Annotated in this window: 18 protein-coding genes and 2 tRNA genes; 6 read left to right on the top strand and 14 right to left on the bottom strand. The window is 45.4% G+C overall.

Features of this window, described 5'->3' with window-relative positions:
- Positions 1-5: 5 nt before the first annotated feature.
- The 7 genes from ABK01_RS07805 to ABK01_RS07835 are packed head-to-tail and all read right to left on the bottom strand — an operon-like array spanning position 6 to position 7134.
- The gene (locus tag ABK01_RS07805) at positions 6-830 is read right to left on the bottom strand and encodes a zinc ribbon domain-containing protein (protein WP_212564690.1); all 825 of its coding nucleotides are present in this window, start codon (positions 828-830) and stop codon (positions 6-8) included.
- 26 nt (positions 831-856) lie between these two features.
- Positions 857-2680 (bottom strand): RNA polymerase sigma factor RpoD, encoded by a 1824-nt coding sequence (gene rpoD / locus ABK01_RS07810; protein WP_212564689.1) that lies wholly within the window; start codon positions 2678-2680, stop codon positions 857-859.
- Complete coding sequence (gene dnaG / locus ABK01_RS07815; RefSeq protein ID WP_212564688.1) at positions 2681-4468, bottom strand: DNA primase; 1788 nt, start codon at positions 4466-4468, stop codon at positions 2681-2683.
- A gap of 5 nt (positions 4469-4473) precedes the next feature.
- Positions 4474-5493: an endolytic transglycosylase MltG gene (gene mltG, locus ABK01_RS07820; RefSeq protein ID WP_253675234.1), complete on the bottom strand. Its 1020-nt coding sequence runs from the start codon at positions 5491-5493 to the stop codon at positions 4474-4476.
- A 14-nt stretch (positions 5494-5507) separates the two neighbouring features.
- Positions 5508-5687 carry a hypothetical protein gene (locus tag ABK01_RS07825; protein ID WP_016524111.1) on the bottom strand — a complete coding sequence of 60 codons (180 nt, stop codon included), beginning with the start codon at positions 5685-5687 and terminating at the stop codon, positions 5508-5510.
- Positions 5684-6649: an MBL fold metallo-hydrolase gene (locus ABK01_RS07830; protein WP_253675235.1), complete on the bottom strand. Its 966-nt coding sequence runs from the start codon at positions 6647-6649 to the stop codon at positions 5684-5686. The genes ABK01_RS07825 and ABK01_RS07830 overlap by 4 nt, the downstream gene beginning before the upstream one ends.
- Positions 6650-6657: 8 nt before the next feature.
- Positions 6658-7134, bottom strand: coding sequence for a YkgJ family cysteine cluster protein (locus tag ABK01_RS07835; protein WP_253675236.1), 477 nt, complete (start codon positions 7132-7134; stop codon positions 6658-6660).
- Between the two features lie 160 nt (positions 7135-7294).
- Between ABK01_RS07835 and ABK01_RS07840 the strand changes: the two genes are divergently transcribed.
- The 5 genes from ABK01_RS07840 (at position 7295) to ABK01_RS07860 (ending at position 12731) form a co-directional block, all read left to right on the top strand.
- Positions 7295-8173, top strand: coding sequence for a hypothetical protein (locus tag ABK01_RS07840; RefSeq protein ID WP_253675237.1), 879 nt, complete (start codon positions 7295-7297; stop codon positions 8171-8173).
- A gap of 1 nt (position 8174) precedes the next feature.
- Positions 8175-10445, top strand: a complete 2271-nt coding sequence (locus ABK01_RS07845; RefSeq protein ID WP_253675238.1) for a glycoside hydrolase family 2 protein — start codon at positions 8175-8177, stop codon at positions 10443-10445.
- Between the two features lie 90 nt (positions 10446-10535).
- Positions 10536-10608 (top strand) — tRNA-Met (locus tag ABK01_RS07850).
- Positions 10609-10896: 288 nt separating this feature from the next.
- Positions 10897-11955: a phospho-N-acetylmuramoyl-pentapeptide-transferase gene (locus tag ABK01_RS07855; RefSeq protein ID WP_212564683.1), complete on the top strand. Its 1059-nt coding sequence runs from the start codon at positions 10897-10899 to the stop codon at positions 11953-11955.
- A gap of 59 nt (positions 11956-12014) precedes the next feature.
- The gene (locus ABK01_RS07860; RefSeq protein ID WP_371922041.1) at positions 12015-12731 is read left to right on the top strand and encodes a tRNA threonylcarbamoyladenosine dehydratase; all 717 of its coding nucleotides are present in this window, start codon (positions 12015-12017) and stop codon (positions 12729-12731) included.
- 72 nt (positions 12732-12803) lie between these two features.
- On the opposite strand, the gene ABK01_RS07865 is transcribed toward ABK01_RS07860, so the two are convergent.
- Positions 12804-14111 carry an OmpA family protein gene (locus ABK01_RS07865; RefSeq protein ID WP_212564682.1) on the bottom strand — a complete coding sequence of 436 codons (1308 nt, stop codon included), beginning with the start codon at positions 14109-14111 and terminating at the stop codon, positions 12804-12806.
- Positions 14112-14564: 453 nt separating this feature from the next.
- Positions 14565-16739, bottom strand: a complete 2175-nt coding sequence (locus tag ABK01_RS07870) for a hypothetical protein (RefSeq protein WP_253675240.1) — start codon at positions 16737-16739, stop codon at positions 14565-14567.
- A gap of 284 nt (positions 16740-17023) precedes the next feature.
- Here ABK01_RS07870 and ABK01_RS07875 point away from each other — a divergent pair.
- Positions 17024-17096, top strand: a tRNA-Pro gene (locus ABK01_RS07875).
- A gap of 127 nt (positions 17097-17223) precedes the next feature.
- Here ABK01_RS07875 and ABK01_RS07880 read toward each other — a convergent pair.
- From ABK01_RS07880 to ABK01_RS07900, 5 genes are all read right to left on the bottom strand, one after another.
- Positions 17224-18744, bottom strand: a complete 1521-nt coding sequence (locus ABK01_RS07880; RefSeq protein ID WP_253675241.1) for a MiaB/RimO family radical SAM methylthiotransferase — start codon at positions 18742-18744, stop codon at positions 17224-17226.
- The gene (locus ABK01_RS07885) at positions 18737-19855 is read right to left on the bottom strand and encodes a helix-turn-helix domain-containing protein (RefSeq protein ID WP_253675242.1); all 1119 of its coding nucleotides are present in this window, start codon (positions 19853-19855) and stop codon (positions 18737-18739) included. Before ABK01_RS07885 ends, ABK01_RS07880 begins: the two co-directional genes overlap by 8 nt.
- Positions 19856-19872: 17 nt before the next feature.
- The gene (locus ABK01_RS07890) at positions 19873-20559 is read right to left on the bottom strand and encodes a LolA family protein (protein WP_212564679.1); all 687 of its coding nucleotides are present in this window, start codon (positions 20557-20559) and stop codon (positions 19873-19875) included.
- 119 nt (positions 20560-20678) lie between these two features.
- Entirely contained in the window at positions 20679-21212 is a 534-nt protein-coding gene (locus ABK01_RS07895; protein WP_253675243.1) for a GNAT family N-acetyltransferase, read from the bottom strand.
- Positions 21213-21214: 2 nt separating this feature from the next.
- Entirely contained in the window at positions 21215-22009 is a 795-nt protein-coding gene (locus tag ABK01_RS07900; protein ID WP_253675244.1) for a hypothetical protein, read from the bottom strand.
- Positions 22010-22013: the final 4 nt, after the last annotated feature.

Here is a 22013-nt window from a genome sequence, read left to right on the forward strand (position 1 = left end):
CACTATTAATCTTCGCTGCTGTCTGATTCAGCCTCGTCATAGTCAGACGAATCATCCAAATCGGCTAAGCTTCCCATATCCATATCGTCAAAAATCATATCCTCAGCAGCATCCTGCTCGCTTTCTTGATAATACAGAATTCTACTGCAATAGGGGCAGTACATGATATTTTTTCCTTCCCGCACTTCAATAGCAAATTGAGCCGATAGGATCATGTGACAGCCCATACAGACATTACCTTGAACGGGGACGATACCGATACCTTGCTTGTTTTTGATGATACGGTCGAATTTAAACAGCGTATCGCTATCCAAATCGGGAGCAATCCGCTGCTCCCCTTCAACAAGCTCAGCCAACTCGTTTTTCTTTTCGGCAATTTCTTTTTCAATCATCGCCTTGCGTTCATCGAGTTCCTGCTCTTGCTGTTTAATCAACGCCTCTTCGTTTTTAATCTCTTCGTCAAGACGTTTGTGATTGGCTTCGTTTTTAAGGATTTCCTTGCGAAGTTCGGCTTCTTTTTTAGTGGCATCCTGAATTTCACGATCAAGAGCATCATATTCCCGCTGTGTGGAAATAGTATCCATTCCTTTCTCGGCCTGTTCGCGCTTCTGTTCGGTTTCAAACAACTCTGCTTTTAATGCCCCGATGGTTTGCCGTATTGCTTCGTCATCGGTATTCTTCTTAATATAATTGGTTTTATACTGCGCCAACAGCTCTTCCTGCTTTACCAACAGTTGAGGCGCCTCTAAAATCTCACTATCAAGCTGATTCTTCCGTGCAAGAATATCCTGTAATTCACGCAGTTTATCAAAAATCTCCGCTGTAACCATCGTCACTCCCCTATATCAAATATTCCCTATGTATCCAAATAATCTTTTAATTTGCAGCTCTGTTTAGGATGCCGCAGTCTACGTAATGCCTTCGCCTCAATTTGGCGAATACGCTCACGGGTTACGTTAAAATACAAGCCGACTTCTTCCAAGGTCAGCGCATAACCTTCATCAAGACCGAACCGCATCTTAAGCACTTCTTGCTCCCGCAGCGGCAAACATGATAACACGCCGCGCAGCTGCTCTTGCAAGAGAATATACTCCGTCAGGTTGGATGGATTTTCGACATCCTTATCTTCAATAAAGTCACCGAGCGAAGAATCTTCTTCCTCTCCTATCGGCGTTTCAAGTGAAATAGGTTCGCGCGCTACGTTTTTGACCTGCTTAACCCGCTCGACATTCCAGCCAAGCTGTGCAGCGATCTCTTCATCAGTCGGCTCCCTGCCGAACTTCTGCATCAGCTGCCGCGATTCGCGGGTAACTTTGTTGATTTGTTCAATCATGTGTACCGGCACACGGATAGTCCGCGCCTGATCGGAGATGGAGCGTGTGATTGCCTGCCGTATCCACCATGTCGCATACGTCGAAAACTTATATCCTTTGCGATATTCAAATTTTTCAACCGCTTTGATTAAGCCGATATTGCCTTCCTGAACCAGATCGAAAAAGTGTAATCCTCTATTGGTATACTTCTTTGCAATCGATACAACCAAGCGCAGGTTTGCATTAATGAGCTTATCCTTTGCCTTTTTCAGCATTGCATGACCATGGCGTATCTCTTTCGCAAGTGCGATAATATCTTCCGTCGGCGCTTCAAAATCATATTCGATTTTTCGAACCTTGCGAATGAGCGTTTGAATATGCGTATAAATATCACGGATATCGCTTGCCGTCATACCCAGCTCTTCTTCCAGCTTCTGCCGTTCACGCGGAATAGCGAGCCGTTTTCCAAGCTTTCGTAAATCAGAGTACGCCCGTATACCGAGCTGACGTTGTTTCTTTTCACGTCGGCGCCGATACTCCCGTATTTTCCGTGCAGCCTCCAAAAAATGATCCGAAATTTTTTCAATTTCTTCTGTTTGAAATTCAATTTTCTGTAAATAATTCAGGATTTTTTTTCGTGTTTTTTGCAGATCTGCATCATCCAGAAAACTGGCAAGCGTCTCTTTATCGTATAGTTTCTTTTTTAATAAGATATAAGCCTTTATATCGGAATAGATGGGTTTTAATTGTTCGCCGTACGATTGGCGGAGCCGTTTTTTTTCGGCATCTTCATAGCTCAATTCTTTACGCGGCTTATTGCTCTCTGAAGAACTGATTTTGGCAAACGCTTTTTGAGCGATCATCTGAACTTCGGAAATCAGCACACCGGAGTTTTTTATCGCACTTTTGATGATATTCTCCCCGTCCTCCATCGCTTTCGACAGAATAACTTCCTGTTCGGCTGTCAGCAAATTTTCTTTGCCGATATCACGTAAATAGAGTTTAATAGGGTCGTCAACAATCGCTTCTCTATCGTTATTCAAAAGCTTTTTATGCGTTTCTTCGGGTTTTGAAAATTCAGCGTTGTTTTCAGGTTCAAGCTCGGCTTCTTCAAACAGCTGTTCCTCGCTTTCAAGCTCTACTTCATCAAGCTCATCCGCGAACATATCATCGGTTTCTTCGGCGACCTCATCAACTACTTGTATCTGCTCCTGTTCGAGCAAATCTAGAATTTCATCCATTACAGCTTCGGACGAAGTCATTTTTTCAGGCAACAAATCGGTCAATTCATCCCATGTCAATGACTTGCGTTCTTTTGCATGGGCAATCAACTTTATAACAATAGGATCTTCGGAGATATCTATCATTTACGTCGTTTCCTTTAATTCTGCAAGCACTCTGTCGATATGCAGTTTCTCACTCAGCAGGTCATTGGTATGCCGAATGTCATCAACATTACCGCTCTCATGCACTGCTTGCAATTTACGGATTATGAGCTCCTTTTGCCGCTGTAAAGCATTTTGTTTAATATAGTAGATACCGTCATACACCAGTTTATCAGGATTTTCTGCAAATTCACCTTTAATAATTGCACTGCTTACGGCATTCCTTAACGTTTCGGAAGGACAATGCGCTAATAAGCTGTCATACGTATTTGCATCGGCGCGATAACATTCTTCTAATACAATAAACAAATCCTTCGCAGCAGGATCCTCAAAATCATCGGAAGTCAACTCTGTCCGCATTTTTTTAAATAGATGAGGATTTGCAGCTGCTGCAAGCACGATCCTCAGCTCCGCGGTCATTTTAAGCGCAGTGCGCTTTTGTGTTTCACTTTTTCGTGTAGGCGGTACCCGTTCTTGTTTTTGGTCATACTGTATATAATCAGTAAATAACGCTTTTGAGCTTATACCCAAATCCGCCGAAAACTTATGTATTGTTGACTCTTTTTGAATATCGGATTCCAACACCTCAATATAGGGGAATAGAAAGGCAGCAGCTTGAGCCTTTCCTTCAGGACTCACTACATCAAACCGCCCAACGGCAATTTGAATAAGATAATCACTGTCTAAAATAGCATTTTTCACCAGTTCCGTCAAGCTTTCGGCACCCTTATGCGCCAGTATCTCAGCGGGATCCTTTCCTTCCTTTATCATCAGCACCCGCACCTGCAAATGTCCGGCACGGCAAAGCTTTATCGCCTTGTATGTTGCCTGTTGTCCTGCAAAATCGGAATCGAAAGAAAGAATGATAGTGTCGGCAAAGGATTGAATAAGCTTTACCTGATCTTCCGTCAAAGCAGTACCCAACGGAGCGACGGCATTGGTAATACCTGCTTGATGAAAGGCGATAACATCCATATAGCCTTCGCAAAAAATAACCGTTTTTTCTTTTCTAATTTGTGCGAGTGCCTGCGAAAACGCAAAAAGCGTCTCGCCTTTTTTATACTGCGGTAAATCTCCGGTGTTAAGGTACTTCGGTCCATCGCCTTCCAGAATCCGCCCGCCGAAAGCTACCGGCTGACCGTGCCGATTACAAATCGGAAACATAATTCTGTTAGAAAAAAACGAAACTTCGGGATAGTTTTTGGAAAAGAGTCCCGACTTCGCCAAGAACTCCGCGGAATATCCCTTTGTCTGTAAAAACTTAAAGAGCCACCGACGGTCAGCCGGTGCATACCCGAGGTTGAACTGCTCGATCATTTCGGGACTTACCGCCCTCCTCTCCAGATACCGGAGCGCGGAGGCGCCTTCGGGAGTGTTCAGCAGGAAATAATGAAAGGTTCCGCTCACTCTTTTGTACAATTCGAGCACTGTTTCTTTAAACGAATCTTCCGGTGCAGGACTGTAACTGCCTTCCGCATACACAACCGGAATACCGGCACGCTTTGCAAGCGCTTCCACCGCTTCGGTAAAGGACAGCTTTTCCATCTCCATAACGAATTTAATGGTAGATCCGCCCGCACCGCAGCCGAAGCAGTAATACATTTTTTTGTCGGGGATAACATGGAAGGACGGTGTTTTTTCACTGTGGAAGGGGCAGCACCCCCACCAATCATGCCCGCGCTTTTCCAAATGGGTATAGTTTTCGACGATCGACACCAAGTCGGTATGATTGTTTACTGCGTCGATTGTTTCGGTGGTAATTTTTGCCATCGCGGTCAGCGCCCCGCAGCCCGTTTTAAAATAATCGCGCCTGCTTTTGCATGTTCCGTTAAATTTCTGGTAAAAATATGCGTACCGGTCTCCGCATTTTCCAAGCGGAAGTAGAGGTACCCGCTTTTTTCGGGATTACAGGCGGCGTATAAGGCTGTCATACCCGGATTGGAAATCGGCCCCGGAGGAAGCCCCCGCCATTTATAGGTATTATAGGGATGATCTACTTCCAAATCCCTGTTCAACAGGCGGTCAGGGTGAGGTTTATGCTGAATCTCCGTCAAGATATATTCAACGGTTGCACACGATTGCAAGCCCATACCGATTTGCAACCGGTTTGAAAAAACACCGGCAATTTTTACGGCTTCTTCCGGTACGCGGTATTCCCGCTCGATAATGCTTGCTAAAATAACCGCCTCGTACCGCTGAGCAGGATCATCGGGAAAATGAGGAATATCGGCTGTTTTATGGAAGAAATTATCCAGCATCACCGTGATAACTCGTTCCGCCGTTTCGTCGTACGAAAAAAAGTAGGTGTCGGGAAATAAAAACCCTTCGGCGGAAGCACCGATAATGCTGTATGATTGCAGCAAAGCCTCGTTTTTTGCTGCGGCAAGGAAATCATCGGCGGCGACAACCTGCCGATCTTCAAGAATCGCTGCCGTTTTTGAAAGGGTCAGACCCTCCGGCACGGTAACCTTGATCAGCTCTTGTTTTCCCGCTTGTAAATAGGCGCAGAGTGTATGTACTGACCAAGCGGGAGAAAGTTTATATGTTCCGGCTTTAATCGGTTTATTAACAAGCCGGAAATACAGGTATGCCGGATACTCAAACCGGATGAGCCCCGCCGCTTTTAAATCGGCAGCAATTGCCCGCACGGAAGCGCCGCGTTTAATGGTAAAAAGCTGTTCGGCAGGATTTGTATCAAAAGAAGCAGGAGTATAAAAACCGGCAACCGTACCCACTGCGATAAGAAGGATACACGCCAACACAAACATTATTAAGCGAAAGCGTTTTTGTTTCATAGATATTGCTTGCATTACCGCCCGCCGTAGAGCTGTTCCGCTTCACCGATGGTAAGATTTCGATAAATATACTTTTCAGCAAAAGCATTCAATGAATACAGCTCATCGGGCAGCGGGAGATTTTTCCTAAAAAAAGAAATAAGCGCTTTGAGTTCTGAATCTGAGAATTGATAAATCGGCAGCTCATCACTCATAAGTACAGATCCGTTCCTTCAACAGCGCTGAATATTTCAAGCGTACCGGCGCCTATATAGTTGCAGTAATGCTGTGCACTTGATTCTATCGCTAGAATCTTTTTATCGTTATAGGTCGGTTCGTGATGGAAAAGCGCTAATTTTTTAATTCCCCACGAAGTTGCAAAATCAATAGCGAGGGAAAAGGTAGAATGCCCCCACCCTATTTTTTCGATGGAATCGGTCATCGTATACTGAGCGTCGATAATCAACAGTTCTACATCACTGTAAAATGCGATATTGGCATCGTTTTTTTCAAAGTCTTGAGGACGAAGTTCCGTATCCGTTGAAAAGATGATCTTTTTTTGATTATCGAAAATTGAATATGCCACACACCCGCCCGGATGACGCACACGATGCCAACCTATCCGGGTATTACCGATGTGGATGTACGGTTCGTCAGGGGCAATACAGCGGAACTCAAACTTTGCAGTAAAGCCGCCCTTCCCGAACATAGTTATCGGGAAATACGGCCACTTCATCTGCTCTTCTAAAAATTCCCGCATTTTAGGGCGAGTGCTATATATGATAATGGTATTGCGTGAATCATACGCGGGGCCAAAAAAGGGAAGGCCTTGGACATGATCCCAATGAAAATGAGAGAAAAAGAGATGATAGGTTTGCGGACGATCAAAATAATCAAAGCGATTTTGCAAATTGATTCCCAATTCACGGATACCGGTACCCGCATCAAAAATGATATGATTACCCTCTTCGGTTTCCACCTCTACGCAGGTAGTATTCCCACCGATAGTTCCAAAGAGCCATGGCGGTAATGAAGCAAGAAAACGTTCCCGTGCATCTTGATCGGTAATGTCTTTTTCGGTTATCCGTTGAACGACGGCAGAAATTTTCGCTTGAATTTGCGCTGCACTCAACGGAGTTGCAATCGAACCGCGAACGCCCCAAAAATGTACCCGCATACACTCCTCTATTTTTCGGTGAAATCCGTGCTTTCACCGGTTCTTTTTCGTCGAATGACAGGAAATTGTTTTGCAGTATCGAGAAACTCTTGAATCTCTTCGGCCGAATACCGTTTACCGCGATTTATTCCCGAACAGCTGCGGGCATTTGCATTCCAACGCTGCTCATTTTCAAGTAAATAATCCCAAAACGGATATGACGAACATTGAAAAGGCCGATAGTTATATGCAATACAGCCGTTATTCCATAAAATACAATCGTAATTCGGCAGCTCTTTTAAACAAAGATACTCGTATCCATCCCCTTGGAGTACCCACCGGCAATATTTTTGAATAAAAGCGGATCGTTCCAACGACGCCCATGTCTGCAAATTCTGAAGATCGCGAGGAGATAAATACACAAACCCCGGATCATATCGACAACATGCCGAACATCGGTCGCACGAAAAGCATAAGCCGTCTTTCCAAAATAATCCTTGCTGCAAAAACTACTCCGTTACAATTATTCTATTATTATATATGAAAAATCCTGCTATTTCAAGCATTTTTTTGTTTTGTTTTGCTGCGTTTTTACTATGTGTTTTGGTATGAATTTCCGACGTATGTACTTGCGAAGATGCAATAACCGGCTTATACTAAAACGATATGCGGTTTTTTGATAGGTTTTTTCGCTGGCTAAAGAGACCTCAAATATATGCGCTGGTTGGCGGCAACGGTACCGGAAAAAGTTTTAGGGCACGGATGGTCGCGCAAAGATATGGAATTGATTTGATTATCGATGACGGATTGGTTATTAAAGGCGATAAAATACTTGCAGGGCATTCCGCAAAACGGGAAAAGACCTTTTTGGCAGCAGTAAAAACAGCTGTCTTTGACGATAAACAGCATCGTGATGAAGCGGCAAAAGTGCTTCATCAATTAAGCCGTAAAAAGGTGCTGATTTTGGGAACGTCGGATAAGATGGTTAATAAAATTGCAACACGATTGCAAATTCCGCCGCCGCAAAAAATTATCCGTATTGAAGATATTGCAACGAGGGAAGAGATTGAAACCGCTATCAGGAGTCGCCGTGTTGAAGGAAAGCACGTTATTCCCGTTCCCTCTGTTGAAGTTAAACGGAACTATCCGCAAATATTTTACGATAAAATCAGGCTGTTGTTCCGTAATGCACATATTGGGCGCTTAAAAGAAGAAGAAACGTTATTTGAAAAATCGGTTGTGCGTCCCGAGTTCTCAAAGGTCTATGCGGCACAGGTTTCCGATACCGCATTAAAAGAAATGGTGATACAATATGCGGCGCAGTACGATAGTGCGGTACATATTAAGAAAATAACCGTTCAAGCGAAAAGCAACGGTTACAGAGTTATTATGATGGTCGATATGCCTGCCGGCCCCGATTTGGCGGGCAGGATATTGGCGTTAAAAGACTTTATCATAAAAAACATCGAGCGGTATTCCGGAATTTTTATCGAAGATTTTAATATCGTATTGAATAAGATGATTGATGTACAAACGGAGAACTAAGATGGCACGGACATTAATTCCTTTATGGCAAAATTGGCAATTTGCGGAAAACTTTACGGAGCAATATATACAACCCGATTGCGACGAAACTCATTTTACCGAAGTGCAGCTTCCTCATACGGTGAAGGAATTGCCGTACCATTATTTTGATGAAAAAATATATCAATTCGAATCATGTTATCGAAAAAAATTTGCTGCCCCTTCTCAGTTGCAAGGGATGCGTCTTTTTATCGACTTTGACGGCGTAATGTGCTATGCGAAGGTCTTTGTCAACGGACAGTTCGTCGGCGATCATAAAGGCGGATATGTCCCGTTTTCCGTAGAGATTACTCAATACGTTGAGTATGGAGAAGCTGAAAGCAACGTACTCGTCGTATATGTCGATTCGACGGAGCGGGCTGATATTCCTCCGTTCGGCGGTATGGTAGATTATCTGTGTTACGGGGGCATTTACCGCGATGTTACCCTACGTGCAGTACCCCATTGCCATATTGAATCGATGTATGCCCATCCTGTTTCCGTTTTAACGGCGGAAAAAAGTTTGCAGGTTGATATTGCGATTGAACACAGCGAGCGAACAAATCAATCGATTGATATTTCGGTAGCGCTTTTCGATTCCAGAAACCGGAAACGGGCAGAGCTGAGCAGAAGTCTTGTCGTATCCGTTCCGTTGCTTTCTCTATCGATGATAATGGATGAATTAACCGGCTTAAAACTATGGACACTTGAAAAACCTGAGCTGTACCGCGTCGAAGTATCGTTACTGGAAGACGGCGTGGTATGTGATGCCGTATCGACCCGTATCGGATTCCGCACGGTTGAGTTTACGCCGGAAGGTTTTTTCTTAAACGGCAAACTGCTCAAGCTGCGCGGTTTAAACCGGCACCAGTCTTTTCCGTATGTCGGTTATGCAATGCCGAAGCGAGTGCAGCAAAAAGATGCGGATATCTTAAAATATGAACTTGGCGTTAATATCGTCCGTACCTCGCATTATCCGCAGTCACCGTATTTTTTGGATCGATGTGATGAGATGGGCTTATTGGTTTTTGAGGAAATCCCCGGTTGGCAGCATATCGGCGATTCGGCGTGGCAAGATATCAGCTGTGAAAGTGTCCGGAAGATGATCATTAGAGATCGAAATCATCCTTCTATTATATTGTGGGGAGTACGCATTAATGAATCGCCTGATTGTGCGGCGTTTTATCAGCGCACAAATACGATCGCCCATGAGCTTGACCCGTACCGGCAGACCGGCGGTGTCCGCTGTATTGAGAACAGTGAATTTTTTGAAGATGTCTATACGATGAACGATTTTATATATGGTTCTCAAGGATTGCCTGTTGGCAATGGAGCGGGAATTGCGCGAGCGCTTCGTTCTCAGCGTGAGGTTACGGGACAGTCCGATGTGGTGCCGTATCTGGTAACCGAGTTCGGCGGACACATCTATCCGACAAAGCGGTTCGATCAGGAAGAGCGCTTGGTTGAGCATGCAAAACTCCACCTTTCGGTGCAAAATGCCGCCGCCCTTGACCCGCAAAAATGCGGTGCAATCGGCTGGTGCGCTTTTGACTATAATACCCATGCGAATTTCGGTTCGGGCGACCGCATTTGCTACCACGGCGTGATGGATATGTTCCGCATTCCTAAGTTTGCCGCAAGCGTTTATGCGAGCCAGCTGCCTGCGGAAGTCCGTCCGGTATTGAAACCGTTGACCCGCTATACCGTCGGTGACCGTGCAGTCGGCGGCATCGCACCGCTTATCATCTGTACGAACTGTACCGCAGTCCGGCTGAGCATCGGCGAAAAAGATTTAGATCTGTTTTATCCCGCTATTGACCGATATCCCGGGCTTGCGCATCCGCCGGTTGTTATCGAGAGCCTTCCAAGCGTGTGGGGAGGCGAATGGGAAGATGCCGTATTCATCGGCTACCATAACGGTAAAGAGTGTATTACCCGCCGCTTTACTGCAAATCCCGTTAGGACGCAGCTCGTGCTTACCGCCGATGAGACAAAACTTCGGGCGGACATACCCGATGCCGTCCGCTTCGTTGTGCGGCTCCTTGATCAGGCGGGGAACGAACTCCCCTATAGCTCCGAGGTTGTGCAGATTAAGCTGAAAGGCCCCGCAGAAGTTATCGGCCCGAAGGAGTTCGCCCTCATCGGCGGCGCCCGCGGATTTTGGATTAAAACGCTCGGAAAAGTCGGTACGGTAAAGGTGTCCGCACAAACCGGTGAATTTAAAAGCGAAACCGTTTCAATCCGCATCCGGTGAGGTTGTAGGTATCAATCTTTAGGTAAAGTAAAATTTTAAGGGTAATTGACAAAGATTTTATTTTGCGCTATAGTCTTCAAGTATTTTTACGGCGGTATAGCTCAGTTGGTAGAGCAAACGGCTCATATCCGTTAGGTCATAGGTTCAAGCCCTATTGCCGCTAACTCCTTTTACATTTACACCGAAGTATCGCCGAAAGGCAAGATAAATCTTTCTGTTACAGTATTGGTGTTCATATTTCCGCTTTATTTCTCACAGTACGCTAAACGCAAGCAAAAATAATAGGTGTATTTTCATCGTACTAATCCCTGCACCGTTCCGTGCTGTATCGTCTGCTCTGACCGTGATAATTCCTGTTCATTTTTTCTGTATGTTACTTAACGCCATGACACATTACCCATGAATAATATGAAGGGTTGTTTTTTTTATACGGGCTGTATATACTGTTTCAATGCTTTTTTATTTGTCGGGGCTCCTTTCTTCATTTTACGGCCCCATGCGGCTTTTACAGTCATATCTTGTACTTATTTCGATTGCATTTTACGTAGGCTTTTTTTTAACGGTATTTATTTTACCGCGCTTTTATGCGCGTTTACCGAAAGACAGGGGAAAGGAATTCGGTATTGCTCCTGAGGCTGCAAAGGGTAAACCGACCGGCGGCGGCGTTGTGTTTATTACGATTTTTGTCGTGATGATTTTTCTGCTGATTATTCCTTCGGGTACGCAAATCGCCGTACTGGTTTTAACATGGTTGGTAATGCTTACCGGTTACCTTGACGATCGGTCGGTTAATCCGTGGGGAGAATACCGGAAAGGTGCGTTGGATTTAGTGTTGTCGCTGATTACCACAGCGGTGCTCTTTCATTGGTATTTCGATGATTCCATTTTTTACTGGATTCCGTTTATGAGTCAAAGTATCGCCGTGCATCCCGCCGTGTTTTTTACCGTTTCGGTTTTAATTTTATGGTTTTCCATCAATACGACGAACTGTACCGACGGGGTGGATGGTCTTTCCGGCACGCTCATTTTGATGGCGCTTATTTCGCTCGGTATGGTTTTCTATTTTATTATCGGGAACGTAAAAGTTTCGGAATACCTGCTCATTCCGCATCGGATAGACGGCGCACAGTGGGCGCTTATCTGCTTTAGCCTTTCCGGCGTGCTGATGGGATACCTGTGGCATAACGCATATCCGAGTAAGGTGATGATGGGAGATGCCGGTTCCCGCGCCCTCGGCTTTTTTATCGGCGTGTTGGTCATTATTTCGGGCAATCCTTTCTTGCTGTTAATGACCAGCGGGATGATTCTACTGAACGGCGGCACAGGTCTCGTTAAAGTAGCGTTATTGCGCTTTTTCCATATCCGTATTTTTAGGAATATCCGATTCCCGCTCCATGACCACATGCGGAAAAATCTTCAATGGTCATCGACGCAGGTATTGATAAAATTCCTCATTTTACAGCTGCTCATTACGCTTGCCGTATTTGCAGTCCTCTTTAAAATTCGCTAATCTCTGTGTCTGAACCTGATAGCAAGAGCGCTGTGTGCAATTCATACGATACGCACAATATCGGCACAGCTGTGCAGGATGAGCATGGGCCACTGTTTATCCGGAGTAAAGCGCTTATCGGAACGGAAGGCGTTGAGCTGCTCCGTAAGCTGCGGATTGCGGTATTCGGTATCGGCGGCGTTGGCGGGTACACGGTCGAAGCCCTTGCCCGCGCAGGTGTCGGGACGCTGTACTTAATCGACGGCGATACGGTAACTCCTTCAAACCTTAACCGGCAACTCTATGCACTCCATTCCACCATCGGACAGTACAAAACTGCCGCAGCTGCCGCACGTATCACCGACATAAACCCAGCGTGTACGGTTCATCAGATTGTGCAGCATATTCTCCCCGATGCGGACGGATTCCTTTCTTTCTTACCTTTTTTATCTGACATCGATTGTGTTGTCGATGCGGTTGATACGATTTCGCTTAAAGTCGCACTGGCGGCAGAAGCAGAAAATCGCAGCATCCCAATCGTAGCGGCGATGGGTTGCGGGAATAAGCTCCGCGCGGATTTATTTCAATTTGCTGATATTTACGATACCGCCGTTTGCCCCCTCTGTAAAACCATGCGCGGTCTTTTAAAAAAGCGGGGCGTAAAAAAGCTGCGGGTACTGTATTCCAAGGAAGTTCCCGCTGTCCGCAGCCGTCCGCCAAGCTCGGTTTCATGGGTACCCGCTGCTGTCGGTATTTTGCTTGCAGGCGATTTACTCAATCAGATACTCCGATACTAAATCCCATGCGGTGCGGGAAATATCGGTACATTCGGCCTGTTCGATAACTGCGTTTCCGAATAGGTTTATCAGTTACTTTTCCAGCACGGTGATTTCAACACGCCGATTCCGCGCCATGTTCGCTTCCGTGGTGTTAGGCGCAATCGGCTTTTCCGCACCGAAGCCGCGGGTAAAAATATGGTGCTGCTCCCTTACACCGAGTTCTACCAGATAATTTGCAACCGCTGCTGCACGCTGCTCGGATAAGATTTGCCGGTCTTCGGCTTTGCCTGCCAACGCGGTATGCCCCGAAATCAACAGTTCATAGTCGGGATACTTGCTTAAAAGTTTCCCTATTTTTTTAATCTTTTCTTTTTCGGCCGGAAGGAGACGCGCTGAATCGGCTTCAAATTGAATATTTTCAAGACTGATGGTAATGCCCTCATCGGTTTTTTCTACGGTCGTATTCGCAATGCCCATGTCACGGATATTTTTATCTAGTATTCCTGCTATTTCTTCTTTATCCATACGTTGTAACGCGGTTATTTCCGCCTTTGCACTACCGCGGTATTCTATCACTGCTCCGGTGTTTAGCTCCATCATTATGGTAAATACTTCATCATAATAGGGAAGGATTCCTGCATCATTATCCCAATACAGCCGCTGTTTTGAATACCCCATCGTACGGACGGGATAGAGCATCGGCAGCGTTGTATTTCCGTTTCTTTTATTTTGGATATTTTTTATCGGAATATCATAATAAAGGTCATAATTTACTTCTATTAATTGATAGGTTTTTCCTTCACGCTGGGTAGGCCCTTGGTATGTATACGTAACATCGATGGGAACGACAAACGGTTTTTGAATGTTAAAGTTATCCCGCAGGTCGTGCGCTTCGCTTGCAGAATGCCGCCAGCTTTCACCTTTTTTTACATCATACTGAGGAAAAACCGGAACATCTCGAACCACCGGCATAAAATACTGCTCGCCAATAGCATAAATACCAAACTCGTCTCTGCGGAATACGCTCGGATATTCGCGTCCCCACGAGAACGTCCGGTTGCTGTTTTGCTCGCTCGTCATAAAAGTACAGGTATGAAGCGCAGAAGAAGGCTTGCCGTTTGATGCCGGTTGAACATCCGAAACTTCCACAGTAACGCGATTGATAATATAAGCCTGATGTGCAAACCGTCCATTCAAGTATACGTCTTCGGTAACCGTAGAATTAATCCGGTAAGTATCACCATCCCTGAAGTTGAAACGGAAGATTTCGGCATGCAGCGGAGAGAATGCACTGAACGTAAAAGAAATTCCTAAAAATAGAAAGCGCTGAAATTGCATCTTTGAGAGATTCTTTAACATATTCATCATAGTATTGGAAAAAGAAAAAAGTAATAGCATACCGTACCCTAATATTTTCATAATTTTTTGTAAATATGTAACCTTTCTTTTTTCGTCTGTTTAAGTGGTGTATATTGCGATACGTACTATCAAGAGAGTATTCAATGTACCTCCTTTACAGTTGCCCTGTAGGATTTTTTCCTCCTTTTGCCTACAGGGTTTTTTCTTTTTTTCCCTTCCCTCTCCAGATAATGAATAAACCTGTAAGGAAATGGTTTATCATATCCGCTAACGCGGATTGCGAATCAAGCCTAACGGCTTGTTCTGTAAGAAAATGGTTTATCATATCCGCTAACGCGGATTGCGAATCAAGCCTAATGGCTTGTTCTGTAAGGAAATGATTTATCATATCCGCTAACGCGGATTGCGAATCAAGCCTAATGGCTTGTTCTGTAAGGAAATGATTTATCATATCCGCTAACGCGGATTGCGAATCAGCTTTTAGAGGTTTACCTAGTGAAGATTTTTCAAATAAGTCGGTATGTCCGAAAAATTAAGGTGTAGACCGAATTTTATAAAGCAGAAAGCTGCGCCTCCTACGATCAGAATACCGAGTATGATAAACAAAGCTTTCCGTCCGTTTTTCTTATCGGCAAAGGGATCGACGGGAACAACGATGCTGCCGAACGGAATAGTAGCGAGTTTGGTAAGTTGAGTTCCGAACGGAATGTTGATTCGCGTGCGGATATTTACCGCCCATCCGTTTGCTTCAAGAATCGGCGCGATACTGCGTTTTCGCAATTTCATCGAGGCTAAAATCATCGACGGGCCGGAAATACAGAGCAAAATTCCGATAAGACCGAGCGGAACCCAAAAACCTAAGCCGAATAAGGCTTGCAGAATGCTGCCGATTAAGGCTGATATACCGCCTAACGCAGTACCGATCAAGGCAATGGTTCCTAAGTCGAGTTTTTTTACACCTATCGGTGCGACAGGTGCTGGAGAGGTACTTGCGGCAGCTTGCTTGTCGGCGGTCGTAACGGTGGCTGCTGCCTTGGAAAGTAAATCGGCAGATTTTGCTTCGCCCGCTGCAGCCCGCGCTGCAATTTGGGTCTCAATCATTGCAGCGAGTTGCTTGTACGGCATAAAAAATGCTTGCCTGACACTAATCGGGTTAGCAATAACCTTTGTAACAACCGCATTCCAGTCTTTTCCGGCGCGATCGTAGAAGATACCGTTTCTTCCGACTACAATATTTTCGCTATCTCCGTTTGTAAACAAGGCAACAATCTTTTTGCCTGATTCTCCTTTTCGACTTATGTCGCAGTATACCAAATAGGCGCCGGAAAGCGTATCCAACGTTGCATGACGAGCATCGCTGTTAAGCTCAAAGCATAAATCTGCTGCGCGTGCATCAAAATACAATGCACCGGCTTGAAAGACGGAGCCTTTGCCCTCATAAAAATCGCTGAAGCTGATATAGTTTTTCAGCACTGTAACAAAATCACGGCGGAGAAGTATCAGCTTTTCCAAATTGGATAAGTTTCCTCGTTCTTTTTCGATGGTTAGTGCATACCGAATAAATGAAGAAACCTCTCCTTGCTTTTCACCGTTTACGAGCGCTTGCAAGAATGAACGATCGAGCAATGCTACCGAAGATGTCGGTTTGCTGTTTAAGCGTTCTTGATACGGTGTCAGTTTCTGTACGATAAGGGCGAATTCATCCTGCGTAATACATTCCTTTTGGCCGAGCAGCGGGATGACAGCATTGTCTGCAAAAGATTGAAGCTGTTTCTTCCATGCGGGATTTACACCTTTCAACAGCGGCAGCGGCTTATCGGCAACAGCGGAAGCAAGCGGCAGGGAATTGAGCGTTTCATTAGTGCAACGGATAACCTCCGCTGCAAGTTGTTGGAATGCCTGTTCATCGGCGGATAAGGCCGCTGCTTTATCGGGATCATATTCGGTTAATTTACAGCGAAGAAAATAATCCTCTGCCTTTTCTTTTATAGCGGTAAGCGCTGCCGCTGCTTTTTGCGTACGCTCCAAATCGAGGGGCAAGATACCTTCTTCTTCTAAAGACGTTTGCCATGCTAAAAAGAGTTGCGCATCGGTTATCAGATCTTGTTGGATGCGTTGCTGCAACCCGTCCTCAAGCGCACCGTTTGCAATAGAGGAGGCCACCGCACTATTGATGATCTGTTTTAGTTTGTCATCATCGGAAGCATCGACCGGTATCGGTGCATTGCAATCCGGTGTATGGGCATCAAAAAATTTTTTTTGCGTTTCTATATCTGCTATCGAAATTTCCTGCGCATCATTCTTTTTGATGTGATCCAGTAACCAACGGGCACTGGAGCGAAGCATATCATCTTTAATTGAAACAAGCGGTACCGTATCTCCTTCTTCCAGCAATAAAGAAAGATCGGAAAGTTGCGCGGCGATCCAATCGGCAGCTGCCAGAATTTCAGGCGGACGGATAAAGCCGTCCGTATCACTGTCAAGTAATGCAACCGTCTTAGAATCGAGAAATATCCCGTGTGTCGGCATCGCCAGCACCGTCCATAATTTCAAGTCGAGTTCACGCAGATGCGTAATATCGTCTGCATCCTTCAAGAGAACCTGTGTAACACCGCCGAATCGTGAAAAATTCCACCGGTGTTGGTCAGCATTTTTTTGTAGTAACATAGTACCTCGTGAAGATATTTTCGATGATTCCGTTTGAAATGTCAATGTAGAAGGAAACTGTCCAAAAACTGTTACGCAATCCGCGTTAGCGGATATGATAAATCATTTCTCTACAGAAAAAGCCGATAGGCTTTTAGTTTTTGGACAGCCACATGATAAATCATTGCCTTACCTGATGCGTGTATCCTGCGACATTCCGCTTGACAGGATACTTTATTTTAAGTAAAGTTACAATTCTTACTAGCAACTGCGTGACGTATTTCAGTTACCGGCAATGCGCATAACGGGATGTAGCCTAGGGGCTAAGGCGTCTGGTTTGGGACCAGAAGATCGGGGGTTCAAATCCCTCCATCCCGATAGTTTATTCCTTGCTATATATAGACTTATAAAACTGATAATTTTGCTTGATTTTTAATGGGTCAAGTAAAGGTCAAGTCGGGAGTTTATATATGGATTATCATGTCTTTAAAAAGCCGGTCAAAACTTAGAGTGCGTCCGCTTCGAGGTCAATCCCGCGCAGGGCGGTAATCCGTACCCGAACAAGACTGCCGGCAGTTATCGGCTGCCCTTCGCTGTCTTTTTGCGTTTCGGAAAAATTGACGACCACTGCGCCGTCTACTTCCGGCGCTTGGAACCATGCCCGTCCGAGCGCAATACAGCCCTGTGTGTTCTCTTCTTCGCTGTTTTGTTCCTGCGGGATAATCTCTTCGATAAGGACGTCCGTTTCCAGCCCGCAAAAAGCAGAGAGTTTTTGTTCGGTAATCTTTAATTGCAGTTCGTTAAGGGCAGTCTTGCGCTGTTCGGCAATTTTTGCCGGTACCTGTTTTTTCATATCGGCAGCCTTGGTTCCTTCTTCCTGTGAATAGGCGAATGCTCCCGACCATAGGCTCTGGGCTGCCTGCAAAAAGGCTGCCGTCCGCTCAAAATCGGCTTGCGTTTCTCCCGGAAAGCCGGTTAAAAAAGTAGTACGGATAACCGCCTCCCCGTAGGGGCTTTCCGCGGTGCGGAAAGCTGCGCGGATATTTTCTATCAACTTGAGATAGATTTCGGCAGAACCGCAACGGTTCATCGCGCGGATAATCGGCTCGGAGCCGGACTGAAAGGGTATGTCAAAGTAGGGGAGAAAGCGGGTGTCGGCAGTCATAATCGGCAAGATATCCGGCGGGAAATGATCGGGGTGGATGTAGAGCAGCCGGACGCTGAATGTTCCTTCAATACCGGAAATCGCGCGTAAAAGCTGTGCTAATCCCGAAAGCCCCTGCTTTGGTTGAGTCGGCAATGTGGGTAATCCGCTATTAAGCCGGTTGCTGAGTTTGTCCAGGGGATGTGCGGCTTCATACACTGCAAGATCTTGCCCGATAAGGTTAAATTCTTTATATCCTTGCCGCACAAAGTCCCGTATTTCGTTGATGATGCTATCAATCGGCCGACTTCTCACTGAACCGCGTATCAGCGGTATCGCGCAAAATGAGCAGCAATTATTACATCCCTCAGTAATTTTGATAAAGGCAGAGCGGGGAAAGTTGAGTAGTTCGGGGCGCGAACCGCAGCATACGCCTTCTTGCGCCGGTTTAAGAAATGGGCGGCTGTGTTCGGTAGAATGAACCGATTGATCATGTTCGTTCGGCGATTGTTGCTGCTGAGCAACCGGCGCATCCGGAAAAAGCCGGTCGATAAGTATGGGAAGCTGCGATAGGTCGCCGTTGCCAAAAAAGGCATCAGCTTCTTCAAAGTCGGTTTTAAAGATGTCGCCATACCGTTCCGCCAAGCAGCCTGCCAGCAAAATTTTTGCCTGAGGGTAGGCTGTCCGGGCGGTGATAACAGCTTCAATCGATTCCCGCTTTGCAGGCTCGATAAAGCCGCACGAATTGACAATGATGAGATCGGCGTTTTCCGGTTCGGTAGTTTTTTGCCAACCTTTATCGGTTAAGATACCGATAAGCAGCTCTCCGTCTACTTGATTTTTAGCGCATCCATGCTGATCAAGAAAGAACCACTTAGTCAACTTCCATTACCACAAATTTATAGCGTCCCGCTTCATCATCCTTGATCCATTTTAAATCCTTAACAATGACTTCGCCCGGACGGCTGACTTCTATATCGATGGTTTTTCCACCTGCAATAATTTGCATTTTAACGGCGTTTCCATTTGATGCCCAGATACGGATACCGTTATTTGCCTGAACGGTCAGCTGTTCCGATTTTTGATAGTACCGTTCGTCTCGATTGGTTTTATCCTGTTCGTAGCGGAAGAGGCAATAGCTTCGGAATGTTGCATTTAAGGTTACCGGATATGCTGAGCCGGCGTCGAACAGTACCTTGTACTTTGCAGATTCGGGCGGAGCTGCCTGATCGGAGATTTTTATTGTGGATGCTTCTGCAGAAACCGGTTCGGAAAAACCTGTGGTAAGTATCTCCACCAATGCGCCTTTCGATTCATCGGACGTATCAATATCTTCAACTGAAATTTTCACATCGGCGGTAACATCGCCGTTCAGATCCAACACAAGGCTCTGACCTAATGCAATGATTTGTGTTCCGATATCCGTTGCAAGATACAGTTCAGGCGCTGTTTTCTCAACTTGTATTTGATAATCTTTTCCATTGATAGGGACTGTAATGGTATCGCCTTGAAAGACTCGTTTTTCAAAGACTTCTTGAGAAAGGGTGTATGAAGCCTTCTCTTTTTTTTCTATAATCTCCGTTTGTTTAGCCGGTTGTACCGGTTTGTTTTTTATCGCGGTATCGATTTTCGTAATCAATATTCTACCGACAAAAAATACTGCTATTAAAAGAAGGACTACTCCTATCCCGATAAATACGCTGCGTGGAACGGTGAATGACTTTTGAGGGATCAGCGTTTCAGGCGGAACCGCTGTTTCTTGTATTCGTGCCTGTTTATACAGTGTAACACATTCATTTGGATTTAAGCCTAAGTATTCTGCATAGTTCCGTAAAAACCCGACAACATAAGGCTCCCCGGGAAAGACTTCATACATACCGGTTTCAAGCGCCTCTAAATAGCGGCGGGCAATATTCGTTTCCCGCGAAGCCTGTTCAAGGCTTATCTGTTTTTCATTGCGTGCTTTTTCTAATACATTGCCTATATCCTGCATCTATTTCTTTCCTTATGTTATTCTTCAAATAAAAAATTATTCATCATATCCGCATTCGGCGGTATATCATATAAAAAGCGGGAATCCGGAATGCCCGTATTCAATCGATAGTATGAAAAATCAAATGTGATCTTGCTGCCCGAAATAGGCCATGCTTCAATTCGCCTAATCAGCTTTGTTTCAGGCGAAACAAGGAGCCGGATATTCCTAAAAGTTTCCGAAGCAGAACGGCGATTAAGTGCAAGTACCACGACTTGCTGAGAGGAGCCTTCTTCCAACGGCTGAGGTTCTGCTCCTGTTTCATAAGCAATTGTGTATGAGCGTTTCAGCAGCGATAGGCCTTGGGGAGTTGCAAGGTTGGCTGTACCCGCAGAAGAATCTTTTTCTATCGTCTGGTTTAAAACCATCCGATAGGAGGGAACATAGATGGTCAATGTGTCGCCGGTGAATAGAATGACCTGCTCGTTCGGTTTGGTGAAATCAATGCGCAGCCGATTCGGCCGTTTGAAGTAGACGGTGGCTTCCATTGTCTGAACTTTTGAACCGGAGCCGGTTGAAACGGTGAGATTTGCTGTGTAATCGGAGAGCGCAGCGTATTGTTCAGACATTCCGGCAAAAAATACGCTCGCGGTCGTAATGGATTGACAAAATGCTGTTATATAAAAGCCGAATATAACGACAGTAAAAACGATTGTTTTTTTCATCCGATTAGTAAAGCAGAAATGAACGATAAAGTCAATATTTGCGAATTTTCTCTCGAACCTCGGCTTGGAGTATCCGATAAATACAAAAGCGACAAAACGCTACAAAAGGACATATCCGCTTATATCGTTTTTTCGTAGATAAAAGCCAGCTTGTTTCCGAACCATGCAAACCGGTCTAAAACCTGTGTACGGATAAAGCCTTGTTTTTCGTAAATCCTAATAGCCTTATGCCAATCTTCATGCACAAGCAGGATAATCCGTTCCAACTGCGGAAAAACGGCAGCAATACGTTCTATAGAAGCTGCGAAAAAACTTTCGGCAATGCTTTGTCCGCGCACCTCCGGCAATAACGCAAAGGAAGAGATATACAGCGCAGTCCCTGCAGGCTGATGGCGCTCGCGTACCGAATGACCTAAGGCAAATGCGTCCGTTCCAATCTTTTCCGAATCCCATAGTTCAGCCGTAAAGTACCCGCATACCGACTGTGTAGCGGTTTTAACAAGGACATAATTGCAATCTACAGCATACACGATGCGGTCGGCAAATACACTTTCGTCCTCAACGATATTTTCTTCAAAGCTCTGCCGTTCAACCTGCATCACCGCCGCCAAATCCCCCGACTCCGCTTTTCTTACCTCATATCCTTTCGACATTATCACCAACCTAGTATCTCTTTACGGTGCAGCAGACCTATTGCCTTAAGATTTTCTTCTGTAGAGCGATGCACATCACTCAATTTTTTAAAATCGATAGCAAAGCAATTCATTGAAAAATGCTGAAACACATAGACCGGCGCATCGGGCTTGCCGCCGTATTGCCGCCGCAGTTCTTCCGCATAAGCGGTAAAAAGAGATTTTTTTCGTAATTCACCGTATCCCACTAGCCAGAGCGGACACCCCAGTACACGTTGCAGGGCAGCAGTATGAGCGGCAAGCCATATTTGCGTTTCTTCAAAAAGGCTGCGGAATTGTTCGCCGCCGTGCTTGAGGAGGTAATTAAGCTCCTTTGTCTTTGCCGTATGAACGGGGGTTTTATTGAGGATGATAACATCTCGCCTAAAATCGATGTTGAGTTCGGGATTGCGGCGAAAAAAGCCTTCCGCAACCTTCCCTGCCTGCCCCACCAGATAGCGTTGATTTTTATGCAGCTGCTCATTCTTTCCCGGATTATCGCTGATAATAATCAGTTTTATCCTATCTGACGCTTGTACTTCGTCCAAGCTATGATTATACACGATGGGTGTTTCTTGCGGGTAGGCAGGGGTTTTATTTTCTGCCGCAGCTGCCTGCTGTAACAGGTGAAGTCTCCCCTGTCCCGCCGATTTTTGCACAGATGACACAGCTTCATCCGGTGCAGCATATTCATAGCCGCAACGATTCAGCCATTGCCGACATGACGCTTTAAAGTCGGTTCTAAAGGCGGCAAAAGCCTGCCATTCTCTATCGGTCATCGGA

The organism is Treponema sp. OMZ 305, assembly GCF_024181325.1.
Classification (GTDB): Bacteria; Spirochaetota; Spirochaetia; order Treponematales; family Treponemataceae; genus Treponema.

Bases quoted from the DNA above. Each gene is read 5' to 3' on its own strand.
- dnaG (WP_212564688.1), bottom strand. From the start codon at position 4,468: ATGGCAAAAATTACCACCGAAACAATCGACGCAGTAAACAATCATACC.
- ABK01_RS07840 (WP_253675237.1), top strand. From the start codon at position 7,295: ATGCGGTTTTTTGATAGGTTTTTTCGCTGGCTAAAGAGACCTCAAATA.
- ABK01_RS07890 (WP_212564679.1), bottom strand. From the start codon at position 20,559: ATGAAAAAAACAATCGTTTTTACTGTCGTTATATTCGGCTTTTATATA.
- ABK01_RS07870 (WP_253675240.1), bottom strand. From the start codon at position 16,739: ATGTTACTACAAAAAAATGCTGACCAACACCGGTGGAATTTTTCACGA.
- ABK01_RS07885 (WP_253675242.1), bottom strand. From the start codon at position 19,855: ATGCAGGATATAGGCAATGTATTAGAAAAAGCACGCAATGAAAAACAG.
- ABK01_RS07865 (WP_212564682.1), bottom strand. From the start codon at position 14,111: ATGCTATTACTTTTTTCTTTTTCCAATACTATGATGAATATGTTAAAG.
- ABK01_RS07900 (WP_253675244.1), bottom strand. From the start codon at position 22,009: ATGACCGATAGAGAATGGCAGGCTTTTGCCGCCTTTAGAACCGACTTT.
- ABK01_RS07830 (WP_253675235.1), bottom strand. From the start codon at position 6,649: ATGCGGGTACATTTTTGGGGCGTTCGCGGTTCGATTGCAACTCCGTTG.
- ABK01_RS07825 (WP_016524111.1), bottom strand. From the start codon at position 5,687: ATGAGTGATGAGCTGCCGATTTATCAATTCTCAGATTCAGAACTCAAA.
- ABK01_RS07895 (WP_253675243.1), bottom strand. From the start codon at position 21,212: ATGTCGAAAGGATATGAGGTAAGAAAAGCGGAGTCGGGGGATTTGGCG.
- rpoD (WP_212564689.1), bottom strand. From the start codon at position 2,680: ATGATAGATATCTCCGAAGATCCTATTGTTATAAAGTTGATTGCCCAT.
- mltG (WP_253675234.1), bottom strand. From the start codon at position 5,493: ATGAAACAAAAACGCTTTCGCTTAATAATGTTTGTGTTGGCGTGTATC.
- ABK01_RS07845 (WP_253675238.1), top strand. From the start codon at position 8,175: ATGGCACGGACATTAATTCCTTTATGGCAAAATTGGCAATTTGCGGAA.
- ABK01_RS07855 (WP_212564683.1), top strand. From the start codon at position 10,897: ATGCTTTTTTATTTGTCGGGGCTCCTTTCTTCATTTTACGGCCCCATG.
- ABK01_RS07805 (WP_212564690.1), bottom strand. From the start codon at position 830: ATGGTTACAGCGGAGATTTTTGATAAACTGCGTGAATTACAGGATATT.